The sequence below is a fragment of the Parasphingomonas caseinilytica genome, from assembly GCF_036663755.1.
GTDB lineage: Bacteria > Pseudomonadota > Alphaproteobacteria > Sphingomonadales > Sphingomonadaceae > Sphingomonas.
The window spans coordinates 1-17,560 of sequence record NZ_JAXOJL010000004.1; the positions used below are offsets into that span (position 1 = coordinate 1).

Sequence of the window (17,560 nt, forward strand, 5' to 3'; positions counted from 1 at the left end):
GGCCCAGCTCAGCGCCATCGCCCGACAGCTCAACGAGCGGCCGAGAAAAACCTTGATGTACCAAACGCCAGCTGAAATGTTCGCACAGAGCGTTGCGACGATCGGTTGAACCCACCGTGGAAAGCGGCAAGTCCGCTTTTGGGTGGCAGTTGCGATAATCTGCCGTTCGTTTAGCCGTCTATACTAGCTATGGTTTGAACCGTCATTTTCGAATGACTTGCGCCTATTCCCACCCATGGCGGTTGTTCGGACGCTCTCTGCGAGGAGTAAACATGAAGCGGGACATGGATAAGGTACGCGGCGTCCTGCTTGCGCTCGAGGCGAACTGCGGACCCTTCTTGATGACTATCGACACGTCGACACTGGGCGGCACGGAGGACGGGCAAGAAACTGTCGATTACATCCTAATGCTATACTCCGCCGGCTTTCTCGAAAGCTCACAGCGAAGCGTCTACCGCTTGTCCTGGGCAGGACACGAATTCCTGGACAGCGTGCGCGATCCCGAGATTTGGCGCCAGACTAAGGAGGGAGCTGGAAGGGTGGGCTCGTGGAGCATGAAGCTGCTGGGCGAGCTGGCCGTGGGGTACGCTAAGGCGAAGGCCGTCCAGCTTGGGCTTCCGGTCGGCTAGGAGCTAGGTGGATAAAGTAAGTGCACGATCTCGTCCTCAACGGGCATTTGCGATCCGCGCATTCGGACGTATACAGGGTCGCCGTAGCCACCAAGATTTCGTCGCTTCCATATCGGGACTGTACCAAACTCGCTAAGCTTGGCCATCGAGAGGGCCAGGTGAAATTATGAGTGAACTTCGAACAATTTCGTCTGGCAATCCAGGCTTGGATGTAATTTTAAAAGGCGGCTTGCCTGCTAGCCGATTATATCTGGTAGAGGGCGCCCCCGGATCGGGAAAAACGACCCTCGCCTTGGAATTCCTGCGAGAAGGCGTGCGGCTTGGCGAGCCTGTCCTCTACATAACGCTCTCCGAGACCCGCGAGGAACTGAGCGCCGTCGCCGCTTCTCACGGGTGGACGCTCGATGGGTTCGATGTCTTCGAACTCGATTCAACCGATGGGGTGTTCGATGGCGCGCGAGAGCAGTCCGTTATTCATCCATGGGAGATGGAGCTCGGTGAGACTATTGGCTTGATCAGGGATGAAGTCGAAAGGGTGAAGCCCACTCGCGTCGTATTTGACAGTCTCTCGGAGATGCGGCTGCTTGCCCAGGATCCGCTGCGCTACCGCCGTCAGGTCCTCGGGTTGAAGCAGTTTTTTGCAGGCCGCGATTCTACCGTTTTGCTCGTCGATGATATGACCGGCTCGGGTGACGCAAGCGACGCCCATCTCCATAGCCTTTGTCACGGTGTGATGACGCTCGAACGTCTGACGCTAGATTTTGGCGCCGCTCGGCGCCGGATGCAGGTGCAAAAGCTGCGCGGCGTCGACTTCACTGCTGGTTATCACGACCTGATTATCCGCAAGGGCGGGGTCGATATCTTTCCCCGGCTGATAGCCGCAGAGCACCATATCGAGTTCCTCGAGGAGACTGTAGAAAGCGGCGTAGCTGAGCTGGATAATTTGCTTTTCGGCGGGCCTCTGCGCGGGACAAGCGTGCTGATCACCGGTCCTGCTGGTTCAGGAAAAACCACGGTCGCGATCCAGTATCTATATGCGGCCTGTGAGCGCGGAGAGCCTTGTACGATCTTCGAATTCGATGAGCGGATCGGCACCTTGATGACGCGGGCCAGGGCCTTCAATCTGGATCTCAAGCGCCATGTAGATTCCGGAACGCTCGTGATCCAGCAGATTGACCCGGCAGAGATCTCTCCAGGAGAATTCGCATCGCGCGTGCGATCAGAGGTCGAAGGCCGTCACACGCGCATGATCGTCATCGATAGCCTTAACGGATATCTGGCGGCGATGCCGCAGGAGCAGCAACTGATCCTGCAGATGCATGAGCTTCTTTCCTATCTCGGCCAACAGGGTGTCGTGACGTTCCTGATCAACCCGCAGCACGGATTGGTCGGCAGTATGACGAGCAGCCTCAACATCTCCTATGTCGCGGACGCCGTTGTTCTGTTGCGCTTTTTTGAGGCAGGCGGGCGCATTCGCAAGGCGATCTCGGTCATCAAGAATCGGGGCGGCATGCATGAGGACGCCATCCGCGAGTTCCGTATCGACGGCGGCGGAATCCGGGTCGGCGAACCGCTTACTGCTTTTAAGGGTGTTCTGACAGGGACGCCCGAATATACCGGTGCAGCCACGCCACTAATGGAAGACCGTGCCAGTGAGCTCTGATGCCGGGGTTGAAGGTCATTGTGTTCTTCTGTGCGCACCGTTCGGACGCGACGCCGAGAGCGTCACTAAGCTCCTCAGGGATTCGAATTACGATGTAGGCGTCTGCGCCGACATTGCGGCAATAGCCGACGCACTCGGCGAACATATCGGCACGATACTTATCACCGAGGAGGCGCTCACCGGTGACCTGACGCGGCTGCGCGAAGCGCTGTCGACGCAGCCGACCTGGTCGGATATCCCGATCGTTTTGTTGAAGGCGCAGCGCTCTTCACGCGCACCGACGCGAACCTCGACGAGGCTTCCCGAGCTCGCGACCAACACCGTGGTTCTGGAGCGGCCGCTCGGCGTCGCATCGCTCGTCAGTGCGGTCGCATCCGCGCTGCGAGCGCGTCAAAAGCAATTCGAGATGCGCGACCGTATCGCTGAGTTGGCCGCGAGCGAAAGCAGGCTTCGGCTGGCTACCCGAGCGGCCAACATCGGAACGTGGGATTACGATCCACTTTTAAACGTTCTTCAATGGGACGAGCGATGCAAAGCGATGTTTGGGCTAGCGCCCGACGCAGATGTCAGCTTCGAGGGCAGCTTCCTGGCCGGGCTCCATCCTGAGGATCGCCAGCGAACTGACGAAGCCGTTGGCGAAGCGCTCGACCCAGCTGGCGATGGCCATTATGATATTGAGTATCGCACTATCGGGATCGAGGACGGCGTCGTACGCTGGGTATCGGCGCGTGGTGGTGCTATTTTTGAAGGCGCCCGGGCCAGCCGCTTCATCGGGACGGTTATCGATATCTCCGAACGAAAGTGTGCCGAGGCCGCCCTTGCTGCCTCGGAAGCTGCGCTTCGTGAGGAAAGCACGGCGTTGGAAATTTTAAACCAAACCGGCGAACGCGTTGCCGCCGAACTCGACCTGGACAAGCTCGTTCAATCTGTGGTCGATGCTGGCCGCGAGCTGACTGGCGCTGAGACTGCCGCGTTCTTCTATAATCGCTCTGATGAGACCGGAGAAAGCTACATGCTTTACAGCTTGTCGGGCGTAAGCATGGATGCGTTCGACGGCTTTCCCATGCCACGTAACACAGCGATATTTTCGCCGACTTTTGAAGGCGAAAGTATTGTCCGCTCCAGCGACATCACGCACGATCCGCGATATGGCCTCAGCGATACCTATCATGGAATGCCCAACGGGCATCTGGCGGTCGTAAGCTATCTCGCAGTCCCTGTGGTGTCGCGTTCGAGTGACGTAATCGGTGGGCTGTTTTTCGGCCATGCCGCGCCCGACAAGTTCGATGCTCGAGCCGAGCGTCTTGCGCTTGGTCTGGCGGCCCAGGCCGCCATAGCAATCGACAACGCCCGGCTAATCGAAACAGCGCAACGCCTGAATTTGACGCTCGAGCAAAAGGTCGCCGAGCGGACCGCGGCACTCGAGACCGAGATGGCCAATCTAGCGAAGGCTGAGGAGGCGCTTCGGCAAAGCCAAAAGATGGAGGCAGTGGGCCAGCTTACCGGGGGCATCGCTCACGACTTTAACAATATGCTGACGGGGGTAATCGGCGGCCTCGATATCCTGAAACGAAGGATCGCGTCCGGACGCCTCGATGACCTTGATCGGTTCATGGACGCTGCTTCGACCTCTGCCCAACGGGCCGCCTCGTTAACCGCGCGTCTGCTTGCGTTTTCGCGCCGTCAATCGCTCGACGCGCGTCCGCTCGATGTGAACGCGCTCACCGCATCAATCGAGGAGCTGCTTACCCGGACGACCAGCGAGAATATCGCGCTCAAGATCATACCGGGCGCCGGTTCGCCTCATGCTGTCGCAGATCCCAATCAGCTTGAAAACGCCTTGCTTAATCTGGCGATCAATGCCCGCGATGCCATGCCGGAAGGCGGATTGCTGACCGTCGAGATAAATATTGTCGAACTTGACGAGGCATACGCCGCCGCAAAGCCAGACATCGCGGCGGGCAGATACGTGGTGATTGCCGTCTCGGACACCGGCGTCGGAATGCCACCGGAAATCATCGACAAAGTCTTCGAGCCGTTCTTTACGACCAAGCCGATCGGCGAGGGCACGGGCCTGGGCCTGTCAATGGTCTATGGCTTCGCTCGCCAGTCAGGCGGTCAGGTTCGCATCCACAGTCGGCCCGGCGAGGGCACATCGGTCAAGCTTTATCTGCCTGCGACCGACCGCGCGGCTGAGAGCAAGATGGATGCAGCAGTCGTCGTTGCGGAAGGACAAGGCCAGACTGTTTTGGTGGTCGAGGACGACGCGTCGGTGCGGCTGTTGGTCCGCGATGTCCTCCAAGAGCTTGGTTATAACCCTATCGAAGCCGGTGATGCTGCCCAAGCTATCCCGATCCTCAGATCTTCGCGATCGATCGACCTGATGGTCTTGGATGTCGGCTTACCTGGCATGAACGGCCGCCAGTTAGCCGACGTCGCGCGCGAGCATCGACCAAACTTGCCGATTCTGTTCGTGACCGGTTACGCGGAAAATGCTGCCATTCGTGCGGGTTTTTTGGGCACGAACATGAGCATGATCACAAAGCCATTCGCGCTTGATGCACTGGCAGCGAAAATTGACGAGATGATGGCCTGATATCCGTCAAAAAGGGTGCGGTCTGCGCAAATTGTTTTCGCCCCCGCCGACTCGACGAAGCAACCATTCCGGTGGTCCAGCGCTAATGCGAACGCTGAGCAGTGATCGCGGTTCTTGTCGCGATCGCGAGCACGTACGAGGTGAATACGATGCCGAATAAAACGGACGAGAAGTGGATGCGCAAGGCGATTGACGTCGCGCGTTCGAAGGGGTCCGATCCCTCCACGTCACCCTTGGGATGTGTCATCGTGCTCGACGGTAAGGTGATTGCGGCGGAACGTAACCAGACGCAAGAACTTCCCGACGCCACCGCGCATGCCGAGATGATGGCAATCCGCCGAGCGTGCGAGCAAACCGGCGAGCTAGAGCTACGCGGCGCCACGCTCTATTCCACTCTTCAACCGTGTGGCATGTGCACGATGGCGTCGATCTGGTCGAAGGTTGGGCGTGTCGTTTATGGTGCCGGTCGCAGCGACGTGCATCCGATGTATTTCGAGGCCCGCCACGTCGATACGCTGAAATTCATTGGCGACGCTTATCGCGACGATATCGAGATCGAGGGCGGATGCCTGGGCGGCGAATGCGCGGAGCTCTATTATGGCCCCGACGCTGATCTTCCAGTAGAAGAGCAGGCCAATTTGTGAGCGACAAGATCGACATCAACACTGCGTCGGCAGCCGAGTTGGATGCGGTGCCGGCGCTGAAGGGGCACGGCTACGAAATCGTACGCTATCGTGAGGAAAGAGGCGGCTTCACCGCGCTGCGTCAGCTCGACGAGGTGCCCGGTCTAACTGGAAAGGCCGACAACCTTGATGCCGTGCTCCGAGTTAGTGCGAGCTGACCACACCATTTGTCGGCCTCTCAATAATTTTCATTTTCGATCGAGACAGATCCTGCCAAACTTTATGATCGCCGAAAGTGAGACGCCGTCCGAGCGAAAAGCGCGTCGTGCGCATGCGGGTAAAAGTTCGGGTGAAACCTACGCGGCGACGCTGCGACAACTTTCGCCGAATTGCGCCATCGACATCATCCAGCCTGCTGATGACGAAGCGCCCGCCTATCTGCCCGAAGACCTTGCTCGGTACGATGCGGTTTTTCTCACCGGATCGCCGTTACACGTTTACGAGGACACCCTCGAGGTCCAGCGACAGCTCGCCTTTATGCGTGCGGTATTCGCGTCGGGCACGCCTTCGTTTGGCTCATGCGCCGGTCTGCAGATTGCCGTGGCGGCGGCGGGCGGGCGCGTTCGCAAGATGCCCGATCGTATGGAGGCCGGTATTTCGCGGCGGATCGTGGCCACCGAGGCGGGGCGGAACCATCCGCTACTCGCTGACCGACCGGATACTTGGGACGCACCTGCGATCCACGGTGATGAGGTCGAAGAGTTGCCTGAAGGTGCTACGCTTCTAGCCACCAACCCGGTGACGCGTGTCCAAGCGATCGAGATACGTTACGATCGAGGCGTCTTCTGGGGCGTACAATACCATCCCGAGCTTGCGCTCGGCGAGATCGCCGTTGCCCTTCGACGTCAGGCCGATGATCTCGTGGCAGCCGGGCTCGCCGAAAACAGGCGCGACGTCGACACGCGGGCAGACCAGATAGAGGCGCTCCACCGAAATCCCGACGAACGGGCGTTACGCTGGCTGCTCGGTGTCGACGGGGAGTTCGCTGACGAAGAACGCCGCCGCCGAGAAATCATCAATTTCCTTGCGGCACTGCCAGTATTAGATCGGCGCCCCAGCAGCTGAGCCCCAGCAGCCGAGTAGTGTCGCAATCCAGTCCCACCACTATGATCGCCCAACTGCAAGCAAACATCTTCAGGCGGAAGCACGATGAGCGCATTTCTTCCAAAGGCTTCAAGCGAGCGGGCAAGCGTGTCTGGGCTGGCGCGGCTGGGAGTCGATGGGACGTGCAGACGACAGAGTCTTCTGTGATTGCGCGACCGCTCGCGCGCTCCGGCTTTCCAGCTAAAGTTATCAAAATTAAGGCTGTCCATGCAGTGGTCACTCAACTCCGGGCACAACGCGGAGCACCCGCAAACGTTGACAAATCGGCTATCAAATTCGTATCGAACCGGGACCGAAACAATGATGGCGACGGCGATGTTTGACGATCAAGATCGTGCCTATTTTGCCCGACGTTCTTAAGAATGTCGTGAAAAAGAGGCGGCCGCTACTGACAAAGCGATTGGTCGTATTCACCGCGAGATGGCCGAGGAATATGAGCGGCGATCACGTGGCGAAGAGCCCAAAAAGGTCATGCGCCTTTAAAGCTGGGTCGATTTGGATCCTCTTCCACGGGCGAGTCCGATCTGACACGATTGATCGCTGCGGGCTATTGCACAACTTAGCTAGCGGCGGTCTGAGGTAGCGGTTCGCGACGGTGCCGCTCCGCGTGACCATATGGTCGAACAGCCGAAAGCGCAGAGATTTTAGACTGCGCAATCGTTCCTTGATCCAGTTTATTCGCAAAAGCATATTCGATCGATATTCCGCAATCGAAACAATTCTGGAACTCGTCTTGCGCTTTGAACCGCTGATCCGAAAATTGGAAACGGTGGCTTCCTTGTCTGCCGAAGAGCGGTCTGCCGTGGTGGCACTGTGCGGAGATGTTCGCGACATCCCCCGCCGACGCGACATTGCCAAAGAAGGAACCGTGCCTGATCGGGTGCATCTCATACTCGAGGGATGGGCTGCGCGATATTCGATCTTGGCGAACGGCTCGCGGAGAATAACAGCTTTTCTGTTGCCTGGTGATTTTTGCGACATTCACATCACCACTATGGCGGTAATGGATCACAGCATTCTTGCTATCACGGATTGCGCTGTTGCTTTCGTGGATCCTGACCAGATCGACGAACTTACGCGGTCGACTCCAGCGTTGACCAAAGCTTTTTGGAGATCGGCGCTCATCGACGAATCCATCCTTCGTCAATGGCTCGTCAACGCTGGTCGGCAAAGCGCTGTGGTTATGGTTGGGCAGCTGCTGTGCGAACTTCATGCCAGAATGAATCTGGTTGGACTGGCCGGCAAGGTAGAGTTTGGCTTCCCTCTCACACAAGAATTTATTGCGGATGCGACAGGCCTGACTCCGGTTCACGTCAACAGGATGCTTCGTGAGCTACGCGAGCGGGGCCTTGTCGTAATTAAGGATGGAAATTTGGATGTGCCTGATATTGGCGCACTGGCGAAGGCAAGCGACTTCAATCCTCGCTACCTTCACTTGCGACAGCCAAAATGACGTCAAAACGCAGGTTGCAGATTTTCTGCCGCAAACGTGACGCTAAAAAGCGCGAGCCGGTGCTCGTCGTGAACGGTGAGCACCCAATTTTTGGTATCCCAAAAATCTGAACTTTCGTCGCCTAATACACGACTCGCGAAGTGCAGTGCATGCTCACGAGCGAGATCCACCGTCTCCAACTCGATACCGTCCGCATCAATTACCGGAAAACGATCTGCAACCTCAAAATAATATATCGACATAAAGGCTCCACGCTATTCGGCGTGAGCACAATCAAGTCTCGCAAGCGCTGTTAGCCAGAAACACGGTCAGCGACAGGCTTCTGATATCATATTCTGCGCTGCGAGACCACAACCTTAATCAGCTTAGCGCAAACCTAATTTTTTTGCGCGCAATAATTACCCTGCGTAATACGATGGCTTTATCCATTCAAAGCGAAGCGTCGACAATGTTCAAGATATCCGACCTCATGAGCCCCGGCCATGGCAACGATCGCCTGCCACAGCCATGATGGCGCATCGAGTTCGCCGTCGCGCGCCATCAGCTTGTCGCGCCATGCCAATCTGGCCTTGTCGCTCAATTGTCGGGCGTGCGCCTCGCCGACGACGAACGATAGATAGGACGCGGCGGCGATCGCTTCCTTGCGACTGAACTGATCGACCTCGATCTTGAGATCCTGCGGCGCCAGTTCGCGTAGCACGACGGGCTTGCCCAGCAGCCGCGCGGCGATCATCCGGTCGCCGAGGTTGGGCGACAGGGCCTTGGCACCGGTAAGCACACGCTCGGCCGGGTCTTGCGGCATTTCCGTCCTGGCGGCGATCGGTACGACCGAGGGGATTGCTTCCTTGGTGTCGACCAGCGCCAGGCGTTCATCCTTCGCCTTTCCGTTCGAGATGCCGATGAGAACCGCGAACCGCAGTCGCCCGAGCGAACTGCACCCCTTCCGCCAATACGCCGCGTCGATCACCCGAAGGCTGCCGTCGTCTGCCGCGCCGGCCAGCTCCAGGCTCCGTGCGCGGACCAGTTCATCGGCGAACAGGGCGACGACCGCATCCTTTTCGGCGCGCGCGAGCTTCCAGAAACGCTTGTTGTGCGGGATGTTCGGCGCGACATCTTCGAGACGATCCTTCGCCAGATGCCGCCACCGCCGGCCGATTGCCTCACGCCTCACCGACCGTACGACATCGGGCTCGCGCGGATCGTCGTCGATGGTCGGGGTGAGCGCCCGGATATATCCATCGATCATCGCCTCGATCATCTGAGCGGTCGTCACGCCCGGCAGATCGGAGCTGCGCGCCGCGGTTTCGAGCGACAGGCCAAGGCGGATAAGGTCGTAAGCAGGGTTGGCGATCACGGTCTGGTCGAGATCGCGGATCTGGATATCGACGCGGTGATCGGCATCGGCCACCGGTCCCAGATTGCCGAGGTGACAATCGCCGCAAATCCAAACTGCCGGGCCCTTGGGAATGCTGGCGGCGATAGGAGACGCTTCGAGCCACTCATAGAACTGCGCCGTATTGCCGCGCACATAAGCATGAACCGACCGCGCCATCTTCAGCGCGCGAGTTCGCGCCAGCACGGCCGAGCGTTCGTCGGGAGCTACGGCCATGGGCTGACTTTCGAAGCGGGGAAGTCGAAGGATTTCGGCCTGTCCGATGACGAGCATCGTCGGCACTGCAAGGCCACCGAGTATGGCAACGCCGACAGCTGATCCGATTGCTAACAAAAGAAACGGGCCGGCAATGCCGGCCCGTTTTGTATCAGCCTTTCTTACGCGCACGCTTGGGGCTGGCGGCGGCGGCGACATCTTCCTCCTCGTCCGGCGAATCCTCGCCGGCTTCGGTCAGTGCCTCGCCCAAGGCCTTGATCTTGTCCTGCGACTTGTCGGCCTTGTCGGCGATCTTGGTGGTCGCCGCCCCCAATCGGTGCAGCAGGGCATGCACGCGGTCACCATCCGGGGCATCTTTCTCCAGCTGCTTCCGCAACGATGCGAGATCACGCAGGATACCCTTGGCACCGGGTACATCCACTTCGGCCAGTGCCGCTTCCCAATCTTCCACAATATCCGCGCCTTTGGCCGGTTTGGTGCTGTCTAATCCGCGATTGATCGCGTTCATCGTTCCTGCAAATTTAACAGCCATCGATATCTCTCCGGAAAGCCAATGATCTGGCGAGCGTCAACGCGACGATACGAAATTAGTGTCCTTTAGAAGTTCTCTTATCCTATTGCCTTCGATCAATATTAAGCTGGATCATTGATTTTGGTCAGCGAAAATCCCCGGAACGAAGCGGCGCGCGAGGCGATGTGCAGTCATGGACAAGCTTCTGGATTGCGTCATCATTGGCGGCGGGCCGTCGGGCCTCACGGCGGCGATCTATCTGGCTCGCTTCAATCTGGCGATCGCGGTGATCGACAGTGGCGCGAGCCGGTGCGCGACGATCCCGCGTACACGCAATCATGCCGGTTATCCCGGCGGCATATCGGGCAAGGATCTGCTGGCACGGATGCGCGAGCAGGCGGCCGAATTCCATGTCCAGGTTACCGAAGCTCTGGTTCGAGCAATAAGACACGGGCCGGATGACGGCTTCACGGTCGAAAGCGACGCCGGGTCATGGAGGACGCGCACGATCCTCCTGGCGACCGGCGTCGTGAACAATCGCCCTCGCATCGGCGATACGGAACATGACCGTGCGGTGGAGAAGGGGCTGATCCGATATTGTCCGATCTGCGATGGGTATGAGGTGATGGGGCAGCAGGTCGGCGTGATCGGTACGGGCACGCACGGCTATAACGAGGCGGTGTTCCTGCGCATGTACACTGCCGCCGTGACACTGATCGCGCCGGATGCGGTGCATGAGCTTTCGGACGAGCAACGCCGATCGCTGGCCGATCTGGGTGTCGCTCTGGTCGATGGACCGTGCGATGAACTGCGCATCGAGAACGAGCGGATCGTGGTGCCCACGGCCGGTGGAGCGCTGCGCTTCGACACCGTCTATCCCGCGCTCGGTTCGGTCATCCGATCGGGGCTGGCGATCGACCTGGGCGCCGAAGCCAGCGACGAAGGCTGCCTGGTGGTGGACGAGCATCAACGCACGAGCGTGAACGGACTCTATGCCGCCGGCGACGTTTCCAAGGGGCTCGACCAGATCAGCCACGCAATGGGCGAGGCTGGCGTCGCCGCGACCGCCATCCGCAACGATCTGGCGGCGAAGGGCATGCTCGTCCCGCCGGCGATAAATCATGGTAAAAATTAAAAATATTGCGGTGATCGATATCAATGCGCTGCACCGGCGCGCAATCTATCGCAGTCTTCTGGCGGGGGCCGAAACAGGGAAACCCGCGTGCAGATTGGCTCGTCCTCAATTCTATCAGATTCGTCGCCGCTGATCTGCTTTTCACATCTGCGTTGGGATTTCGTCATCCAGCGGCCGCAGCATCTGATGCGTCGGTTCGCGCGCGAGCGGAGGGTGTATGTGTGGGAGGAGCCGATCCCGTGCGATCACCCGCTGCCCTATCTCGAATATCATCCGTTCCCGGCCGATAACGTCGTCGCTCTGCGCCCGCGCCTGCCGCACGGCTGGAGCGAGGCGGAACGGCAGACTGGGCTGAAGGTGCTGCTCGACATGTTCGTCGCGACGAGCATCTCCGCACCGCCGATCCTGTGGTTCTATACGCCGATGATGTTCGCCTTCGCCGCGCATATCGATGCGGCGGCCACCGTCTATGATTGCATGGACGAGCTTTCGGCGTTCAAATTTGCCGATCCGGACATCCTGGCGCGCGAGACGGCGTTGATCGCGCGCGCGGACGTGATGTTCACCGGTGGTCAGAGCCTGTTCGAAGCCAAGAAATCGCGTCACGCTAACATCCGCGCCTTCCCCTCTGCGGTAGACATCGCCCATTTCGCGGCGGCACGTGGCGAGATCGCCGAACCTGCCGGGCAGGCCGGCGTGACCGGACCGATCCTCGGTTTCTACGGCGTGATCGACGAGCGGATCGATCTCGCGCTGATCGATGCCGTCGCCGCCGCGCGGCCGGATTGGTCGCTGGTGATGGTCGGCCCCGTGGCGAAGATCGCGCCGGAAAGCCTGCCCCGGCGCTCCAACGTCCACTGGATCGGCGGGCGGGATTATGCCGAACTGCCCGCGTGGCTGTCGGGCTGGGATGCCGCGCTGATGCCGTTTGCGATCAACGCGGCGACCCGCTTCATCAGCCCGACCAAGACACCGGAATATCTCGCCGCCGGCTGCCCGGTCGTGTCCACGCCGATCACCGACGTCGTCGCGCAATATGGTGCGCTGGAAGGCGTCGGCATCGCCTCCACCGCCGCGACATTCGTCGCGGAGTGCGATCGCGTCCTGGCCCTGCCCGCAACCGGGGCCTGGCGCGACGCGGCGGACGCGCTGCTCGCCACCATGTCCTGGGATCGCACCTATGAGGGCATGGCGCAGATGGTGCTCGCCGCCGTCGAGGCGAAGCGGCATCCCAAGGCACCGGCCAACGATCGCGTCGTCGCCCCGGCGATCCGATCGTCCGAGGCCCGGCCCGATTACGATGTGCTGGTCGTCGGCGCGGGTTTTGCCGGATCGGTGCTCGCCGAACGGCTGGCGGCGGGCGCGGGCAAGCGCGTGCTGCTGATCGACCGGCGCGATCATCTCGGCGGCAACGCCTATGACGAATATGACGCGGCGGGCATTCTGGTGCACCGCTACGGCCCGCATATCTTCCACACCAACAGCGACGAGATCGTCCGCTATCTGTCGAACTTCACGCGCTGGCGGCCGTACGAACATCGCGTGCTGGCCTCGGTACGCGACGCATTGCTGCCGATCCCGATCAACCGCACGACGCTGAACGGCCTGTACGGGCTGGACCTGAAGGACGATGCGCAGGCCGCCGCATTCCTGGCCGCGCGCGCCGAGCCGCGCGAGATCCGCACGTCGGAAGATGTCGTGATCGCGGCGGTCGGGCAGGAACTCTACGAGACGTTCTTTCGCGGCTATACGCGCAAGCAGTGGGGTCTGGACCCGTCGGAACTCGACAAGTCCGTCACCGCGCGCGTGCCGACGCGCACCTCGACCGACGACCGCTATTTCCTCGACACGTTTCAGGCGATGCCGGCGGACGGCTATACGCGGATGTTCGAGAATATGGTCGATCACGATTTGATCGATGTCGAACTCGGCGTAGATTTCCGCGACGTCACCGGGCGCATCACCGCCGGGCACACGATCTTCACCGGGCCGGTGGACGAATATTTCGACCATCGTTTCGGGGCCTTGCCCTATCGCTGCCTCGATTTCCGTCACGAGACGCACGACATGGCGCAGTTTCAGCCGGTCGCGGTGGTGAACTATCCGTCGGAGGATATCGCGCACACGCGCATCACCGAATACAAGCATCTCACCGGGCAGAGCCATGCCCGCACCAGCATCAGCTACGAATATTCGAGCGCGACCGGGAACCCCTATTATCCGATCCCCCGGGCCGACAATCAGGCGGTGTACAAGCAATATGAGGCGCTGGCGGACGCCTTGCCCGATGTCAGCTTCGTCGGACGGCTGGCGACGTACAAATATTACAATATGGATCAGGTCGTGGGGCAGGCGCTGGCCACCTATCGCCGGCTCGCGCCGATGCGTGTGCCCGATCCGGTTGCGGTGTCGATCTCCTGACCCAGCCGGACTTGGCCGGTCGGCCGCTGCGCGTCCTGTTCGTGTTCGCGTCGCTGGCCGGGGGGCGGGCGGAATGGGAGGTGCGGCGGCTGGCGCGGACGCTGGATCCGGCGCGCTACGCGCTGGATGCGGTCGTATGCCTGAACCTGCCTGGCCAGCCCGACCAGGCGCTGGTCCGGATGACGGCGGCGGGGGTAGGCGTCGATACGCAGCCTTACCACCTGTCGTTCGACGATACGGTGGCGTATCTGGCGGGCATCCTGCCGGGTTACGATTGCGCGGTGGCGTGCCAGCCGACGCCCGATCTGCCGCTCGCGCTCAATCGGCTGCAGTTGCGCCCGGCGATGATCGACCTCGACGCGTTGTTGGCGGGATCGCCGACGGATCTGCTCGATGCGACGCGGCGCATCCCGGCGGAGGTGCCGCGCCTGTTCGACAGCTTCTTCCAGGGTGGCTTCGAATGTTCCACCCACCGGCGCGGGCACGATCGCGCTCGCATCGACGTGATCGCCGCCACGCGTCACGATGTGCTGGCTGCATCGGATTATGCAATGTTGCAGGCGCATGGCCTGTCGACGGTGCGCGACGGCCTGCGCTGGCATCTGATCGAATGCTCTCCGGGCGTCTACGACTGGTCGAGCGTGGAGCGGCAATTGGCCGGGGTGGCGGCGACCGGCACGCAGGTGATCTGGGATCTGCTTCATTACGGCTGGCCCGACGACGTGGATGTCTGGCGTCCCGAATTCGTCGCGCGCTTCGCCGCCTTCGCCGCGGCCGCCGCGCAGGTGATCGTCGCGCGGCTGCCGGGCCCGCATTTCTATGCGCCGGTCAACGAGATATCCTTCCTGTCCTGGGGCGGCGGCGATGCGGGCTATATGAACCCGTTCGCGCACGGACGCGGCTTCGAATTGAAGGTGCAGCTTGCCCGGGCGGCGATCGCGGCGATGGAGGCGATCCGTCGCGTCGATCCCAGTGCGCGCTTCGTCCATGCCGATCCGGTGATCCATATCGCTACCGATCCCGCCCACCCGGAGCAGGTCGCCGCCGCCGAGGGGCATCGGCAGGCGCAGTTCCAGGCGTGGGACATGATCGCCGGCAAAAGCTGGCCGCAACTCGGCGGGCACGCCGACCTGCTCGATATCGTGGGGGTCAATTTCTATCACAACAACCAGTGGATCCATGGCGGCCCGCCGATCGCGCGCGGGCATTCCTCATACCGTTCGTTCCACCGTATGCTGGCCGAAACCTACGCCCGCTATGGCCGGCCGATCTTCGTGGCCGAGACGGGCATCGAGGGCGAAGCGCGGTCCGACTGGCTGGCGCACATATGCGACGAGGTCGCGCTGGCGATCGATCTGGGCGTGCCGGTGGCGGGGATCTGCCTGTATCCGATCCTCGACCATCCCGGCTGGGACGACGATCGCGATTGCCCGAATGGGCTACTGCGCACACCGCCCGACGGCGACACGCGCGCCCCGTTCATGCCGCTGGCGCGAGAACTGGCGCTTCAGCGACCACGCTTTTCGTGAAGCGCGGGGCGGCGAGGATTGCCCTATACAGATCGTGATATTGTGCGGCCATGCGATCGACTGAGAAGCGCCGTTCGATATCGTCGCGACACGCGCGGCGATCGATCGTGCTAAGCCGTGCGACGGCATCGATGGCCTGTTCAACCGTATCGACCAAGAATCCCGTCTCGCCGTGCCGCACGATATCCGGCATCGATCCGCGCCGGAACGTGACGACCGGCGTCCCGCAGGCTAGAGCCTCGACTACCGAAAGGCCGAACGGCTCCTCGAAATCGATTAGGTGCAACAGCGCCGCCGCCGAGCCTAATGCGCGGAGGCGATCCTCGCCGCCCAGGGCACCGGAGAAGATGACGCTCGTGCCGTCGATCCAAGGACGGACCTCGGCTTCGAAATAGTCCTGATCCTGCACGATCCCGGCGATATGCAATCGTCGCCCGGCCGCCTTGGCGACGCGGATCGCTGTGGCCGTGCCCTTGTCCGGATGAATGCGACCGAAAAATAGCAGATCCCGCGACGGTACGGACACGAATGGGAAAGCGCCCGCATCGATGCCGTGCGGGATCGTCGCCGCGTAGCTCAGATCGGGGCTGCGATCTGTATCGCTGATCGCCACGTAATGCACGTCGTGCTGATATTCGGCGAGCATCGGCAGGATGCGATCGGACGGCATGCCGTGCAGCGTCGTCACGATCGGCGTGCCGATCATGCGGCTGAAGGCGAGCGGGACTAGATCGGCCTGATTGTGGATGATGTCGAACTCTGCCGCCCGCTCCATCAGGTAAGAGACGTGCCGCATCTCCCACGGCTTGGCATCGATCGAGGGATCGTCATTGTATGGCCGGGGCACGATCCCGGCGAGCGTGGCGCTCGTCAGACTGTCGAGCGTAGCGAACAAGGTCACATCCACGCCGCGCCGCACCAGCGCCTCGGTCAGCAGGCTGGTGGCCAATTCCCACGGCCCGTAATGATGCGGCGGCGTGCGCCAGGCGATCGGCGCCAGCATTGCCACGCGGAGCGGGCGGGCATCATCCGCGAACATAGGATTGCACCTGCCAGCGGCCCGTTCGCACATCGTTCGCGACCGCCCAGCGTGCCTTGGTCTGTGCGAGGAAGCGGCGATGGATGCCATCGGCATGCTGCACAAAATCGGGGTAATCGACGCGGTGGTGCGCGAGGACAAGCCGACCGCCCCGTGGCAGTGCGGCAGCGGTATCGCGCGCGACCTTCGCCATTGCCGCCGGGGACAGGTAATAAAGCAGCTCGGCGACCACCATCGCGTCATAAGTTATGCCGGGGAAACGGCCCGGCAGTACCAGCCGTCGGACACGGACCCGGCGATCCTCGCCGACAGCGCGGCGCACCAGTTCGGTGCCGCTGCGCGTTCCCTCGGTGGCGTCGAGCCGCAGCGCCGCGCGTGCCAGTGCGACACTGTTGGAGCCGTTGCCCGCCGCCAATTCCAGCACGCGGCCGACCGGGGCGGGGCCAATGCCGTGCAGGATCGCGTGGCGCTTGCGCGCCTCGTCAAGGTTGCTGAACGTGCTCCAGGGATCGTCGTCCTGCGCGAATTTGCGGTCGAAGCCGTGCAGGTCGATCGGCTTCATCGCCGCACCTCGCGGAATAGCTCGACCGGGCGGGCGAACCCGGCCAGTTCGGCGCGAGAGATCGCGAAGCCGTGCGGATCGTCGGTGATCGCGCCCATCTGGGTGCGATAGCGCGTGATCGCCCCGCGCTTGGCGGCAGCCTGATGGCCAAGCCTGAGATAATGGCTGGCGCGGCGCGATTTTGCCTGCCGGTTCGGCCAGACGAGATAGTGTAGCCGGCGTGCGGGAGATCGTGCCAAGGCAACGGCGATCGCGCGATGATCGGGATGATCGTCGTCCTGGGCAGGCAGCACGATCAGGTCGTACGCGCCGATTTGCGCCACCGCCGACCGCAAGAGCGCAGCTACCCGGCTTGCCATATCCGAAAGCCCGCCGTCCGGCAGGCCAAGAAACGTCACGTCGGGCGCTGGCACGCCGATATTGCGCATCGCCGCCAATACCTCGCGCCGTCGCTCTGCGATCAACCGGTGGCGTGGCCAGCGTGCACTGTTCGGATGCGACCCAGCACCATCGGTGACGACAAGGATCCGGACGCGTGCCGATCGGGCCTTGAGGGCGCGGATCAGACCATAGGCACCGATCGTCTCGTCGTCGGGATGCGGCGCGACGATCACGGCGCTGCGCAC

Annotated in this window: 16 protein-coding genes; 10 read left to right on the top strand and 6 right to left on the bottom strand. The window is 61.4% G+C overall.

The genetic code is table 11. The features are described 5' to 3' along the window. Positions 1 to 272 precede the first annotated feature (272 nt). The 7 genes from U1738_RS09980 (at position 273) to U1738_RS10010 (ending at position 8,128) form a co-directional block, all read left to right on the top strand. On the top strand, positions 273 to 629 hold the full coding sequence (locus U1738_RS09980; protein WP_332788908.1) for a DUF2513 domain-containing protein: 357 nt from the start codon (positions 273 to 275) through the stop codon (positions 627 to 629). Positions 630 to 795: 166 nt separating this feature from the next. Continuing rightward, on the top strand, positions 796 to 2,292 hold the full coding sequence (locus tag U1738_RS09985; RefSeq protein WP_332788909.1) for an ATPase domain-containing protein: 1,497 nt from the start codon (positions 796 to 798) through the stop codon (positions 2,290 to 2,292). Next, positions 2,282 to 4,888: an ATP-binding protein gene (locus tag U1738_RS09990; RefSeq protein ID WP_332788910.1), complete on the top strand. Its 2,607-nt coding sequence runs from the start codon at positions 2,282 to 2,284 to the stop codon at positions 4,886 to 4,888. The genes U1738_RS09985 and U1738_RS09990 overlap by 11 nt, the downstream gene beginning before the upstream one ends. A gap of 149 nt (positions 4,889 to 5,037) precedes the next feature. Then, positions 5,038 to 5,532 carry a nucleoside deaminase gene (locus U1738_RS09995; RefSeq protein WP_332789202.1) on the top strand — a complete coding sequence of 165 codons (495 nt, stop codon included), beginning with the start codon at positions 5,038 to 5,040 and terminating at the stop codon, positions 5,530 to 5,532. Next, on the top strand, positions 5,529 to 5,729 hold the full coding sequence (locus tag U1738_RS10000) for a helix-hairpin-helix domain-containing protein (RefSeq protein ID WP_332788911.1): 201 nt from the start codon (positions 5,529 to 5,531) through the stop codon (positions 5,727 to 5,729). The genes U1738_RS09995 and U1738_RS10000 overlap by 4 nt, the downstream gene beginning before the upstream one ends. A 64-nt stretch (positions 5,730 to 5,793) precedes the next feature. Then, entirely contained in the window at positions 5,794 to 6,636 is an 843-nt protein-coding gene (locus U1738_RS10005; RefSeq protein ID WP_332788912.1) for a type 1 glutamine amidotransferase, read from the top strand. A 646-nt stretch (positions 6,637 to 7,282) separates the two neighbouring features. Next, positions 7,283 to 8,128: a Crp/Fnr family transcriptional regulator gene (locus U1738_RS10010; RefSeq protein ID WP_332788913.1), complete on the top strand. Its 846-nt coding sequence runs from the start codon at positions 7,283 to 7,285 to the stop codon at positions 8,126 to 8,128. 2 nt (positions 8,129 to 8,130) lie between these two features. Here U1738_RS10010 and U1738_RS10015 read toward each other — a convergent pair whose 3' ends face one another. The 3 genes from U1738_RS10015 to U1738_RS10025 form a co-directional block, all read right to left on the bottom strand. Then, positions 8,131 to 8,370: a DUF6894 family protein gene (locus tag U1738_RS10015; RefSeq protein WP_332788914.1), complete on the bottom strand. Its 240-nt coding sequence runs from the start codon at positions 8,368 to 8,370 to the stop codon at positions 8,131 to 8,133. 179 nt (positions 8,371 to 8,549) lie between these two features. After that, a complete protein-coding gene (locus U1738_RS10020) occupies positions 8,550 to 9,737 on the bottom strand; it encodes a DUF2252 family protein (RefSeq protein WP_332788915.1) in 1,188 nt (395 codons plus the stop codon). 151 nt (positions 9,738 to 9,888) lie between these two features. After that, complete coding sequence (locus U1738_RS10025) at positions 9,889 to 10,269, bottom strand: hypothetical protein (protein WP_332788916.1); 381 nt, start codon at positions 10,267 to 10,269, stop codon at positions 9,889 to 9,891. 172 nt (positions 10,270 to 10,441) lie between these two features. Between U1738_RS10025 and U1738_RS10030 the strand changes: the two genes are divergently transcribed. The 3 genes from U1738_RS10030 (at position 10,442) to U1738_RS10040 (ending at position 15,333) form a co-directional block, all read left to right on the top strand. Next, a complete protein-coding gene (locus tag U1738_RS10030) occupies positions 10,442 to 11,383 on the top strand; it encodes an NAD(P)/FAD-dependent oxidoreductase (protein ID WP_332788917.1) in 942 nt (313 codons plus the stop codon). A gap of 186 nt (positions 11,384 to 11,569) precedes the next feature. Continuing rightward, complete coding sequence (gene glf / locus U1738_RS10035) at positions 11,570 to 13,804, top strand: UDP-galactopyranose mutase (protein ID WP_332788918.1); 2,235 nt, start codon at positions 11,570 to 11,572, stop codon at positions 13,802 to 13,804. 11 nt (positions 13,805 to 13,815) lie between these two features. Continuing rightward, on the top strand, positions 13,816 to 15,333 hold the full coding sequence (locus tag U1738_RS10040; protein WP_332788919.1) for a hypothetical protein: 1,518 nt from the start codon (positions 13,816 to 13,818) through the stop codon (positions 15,331 to 15,333). On the opposite strand, the gene U1738_RS10045 is transcribed toward U1738_RS10040, so the two are convergent. The 3 genes from U1738_RS10045 to U1738_RS10055 are packed head-to-tail and all read right to left on the bottom strand — an operon-like array spanning position 15,284 to position 17,560. Then, complete coding sequence (locus tag U1738_RS10045) at positions 15,284 to 16,372, bottom strand: glycosyltransferase family 4 protein (RefSeq protein WP_332788920.1); 1,089 nt, start codon at positions 16,370 to 16,372, stop codon at positions 15,284 to 15,286. The two genes, U1738_RS10040 and U1738_RS10045, sit on opposite strands and share 50 nt — an antisense overlap. Further along, positions 16,359 to 16,934, bottom strand: coding sequence for a class I SAM-dependent methyltransferase (locus U1738_RS10050; RefSeq protein WP_332788921.1), 576 nt, complete (start codon positions 16,932 to 16,934; stop codon positions 16,359 to 16,361). The genes U1738_RS10045 and U1738_RS10050 overlap by 14 nt, the downstream gene beginning before the upstream one ends. Further along, positions 16,931 to 17,560: a PIG-L deacetylase family protein gene (locus U1738_RS10055; protein ID WP_332788922.1), complete on the bottom strand. Its 630-nt coding sequence runs from the start codon at positions 17,558 to 17,560 to the stop codon at positions 16,931 to 16,933. Before U1738_RS10055 ends, U1738_RS10050 begins: the two co-directional genes overlap by 4 nt.

What these genes read in the sequence shown, in the direction of transcription:
- U1738_RS09980 (WP_332788908.1), top strand. Translation starts at nt 273, where the DNA reads ATGAAGCGGGACATGGATAAGGTACGCGGCGTCCTGCTTGCGCTCGAG.
- U1738_RS09985 (WP_332788909.1), top strand. Translation starts at nt 796, where the DNA reads ATGAGTGAACTTCGAACAATTTCGTCTGGCAATCCAGGCTTGGATGTA.
- U1738_RS09995 (WP_332789202.1), top strand. Translation starts at nt 5,038, where the DNA reads ATGCCGAATAAAACGGACGAGAAGTGGATGCGCAAGGCGATTGACGTC.
- U1738_RS10005 (WP_332788912.1), top strand. Translation starts at nt 5,794, where the DNA reads ATGATCGCCGAAAGTGAGACGCCGTCCGAGCGAAAAGCGCGTCGTGCG.
- U1738_RS10015 (WP_332788914.1), bottom strand. Translation starts at nt 8,370, where the DNA reads ATGTCGATATATTATTTTGAGGTTGCAGATCGTTTTCCGGTAATTGAT.
- U1738_RS10020 (WP_332788915.1), bottom strand. Translation starts at nt 9,737, where the DNA reads ATGGCCGTAGCTCCCGACGAACGCTCGGCCGTGCTGGCGCGAACTCGC.
- U1738_RS10025 (WP_332788916.1), bottom strand. Translation starts at nt 10,269, where the DNA reads ATGGCTGTTAAATTTGCAGGAACGATGAACGCGATCAATCGCGGATTA.
- U1738_RS10030 (WP_332788917.1), top strand. Translation starts at nt 10,442, where the DNA reads ATGGACAAGCTTCTGGATTGCGTCATCATTGGCGGCGGGCCGTCGGGC.
- glf (WP_332788918.1), top strand. Translation starts at nt 11,570, where the DNA reads ATGCGTCGGTTCGCGCGCGAGCGGAGGGTGTATGTGTGGGAGGAGCCG.
- U1738_RS10045 (WP_332788920.1), bottom strand. Translation starts at nt 16,372, where the DNA reads ATGTTCGCGGATGATGCCCGCCCGCTCCGCGTGGCAATGCTGGCGCCG.
- U1738_RS10050 (WP_332788921.1), bottom strand. Translation starts at nt 16,934, where the DNA reads ATGAAGCCGATCGACCTGCACGGCTTCGACCGCAAATTCGCGCAGGAC.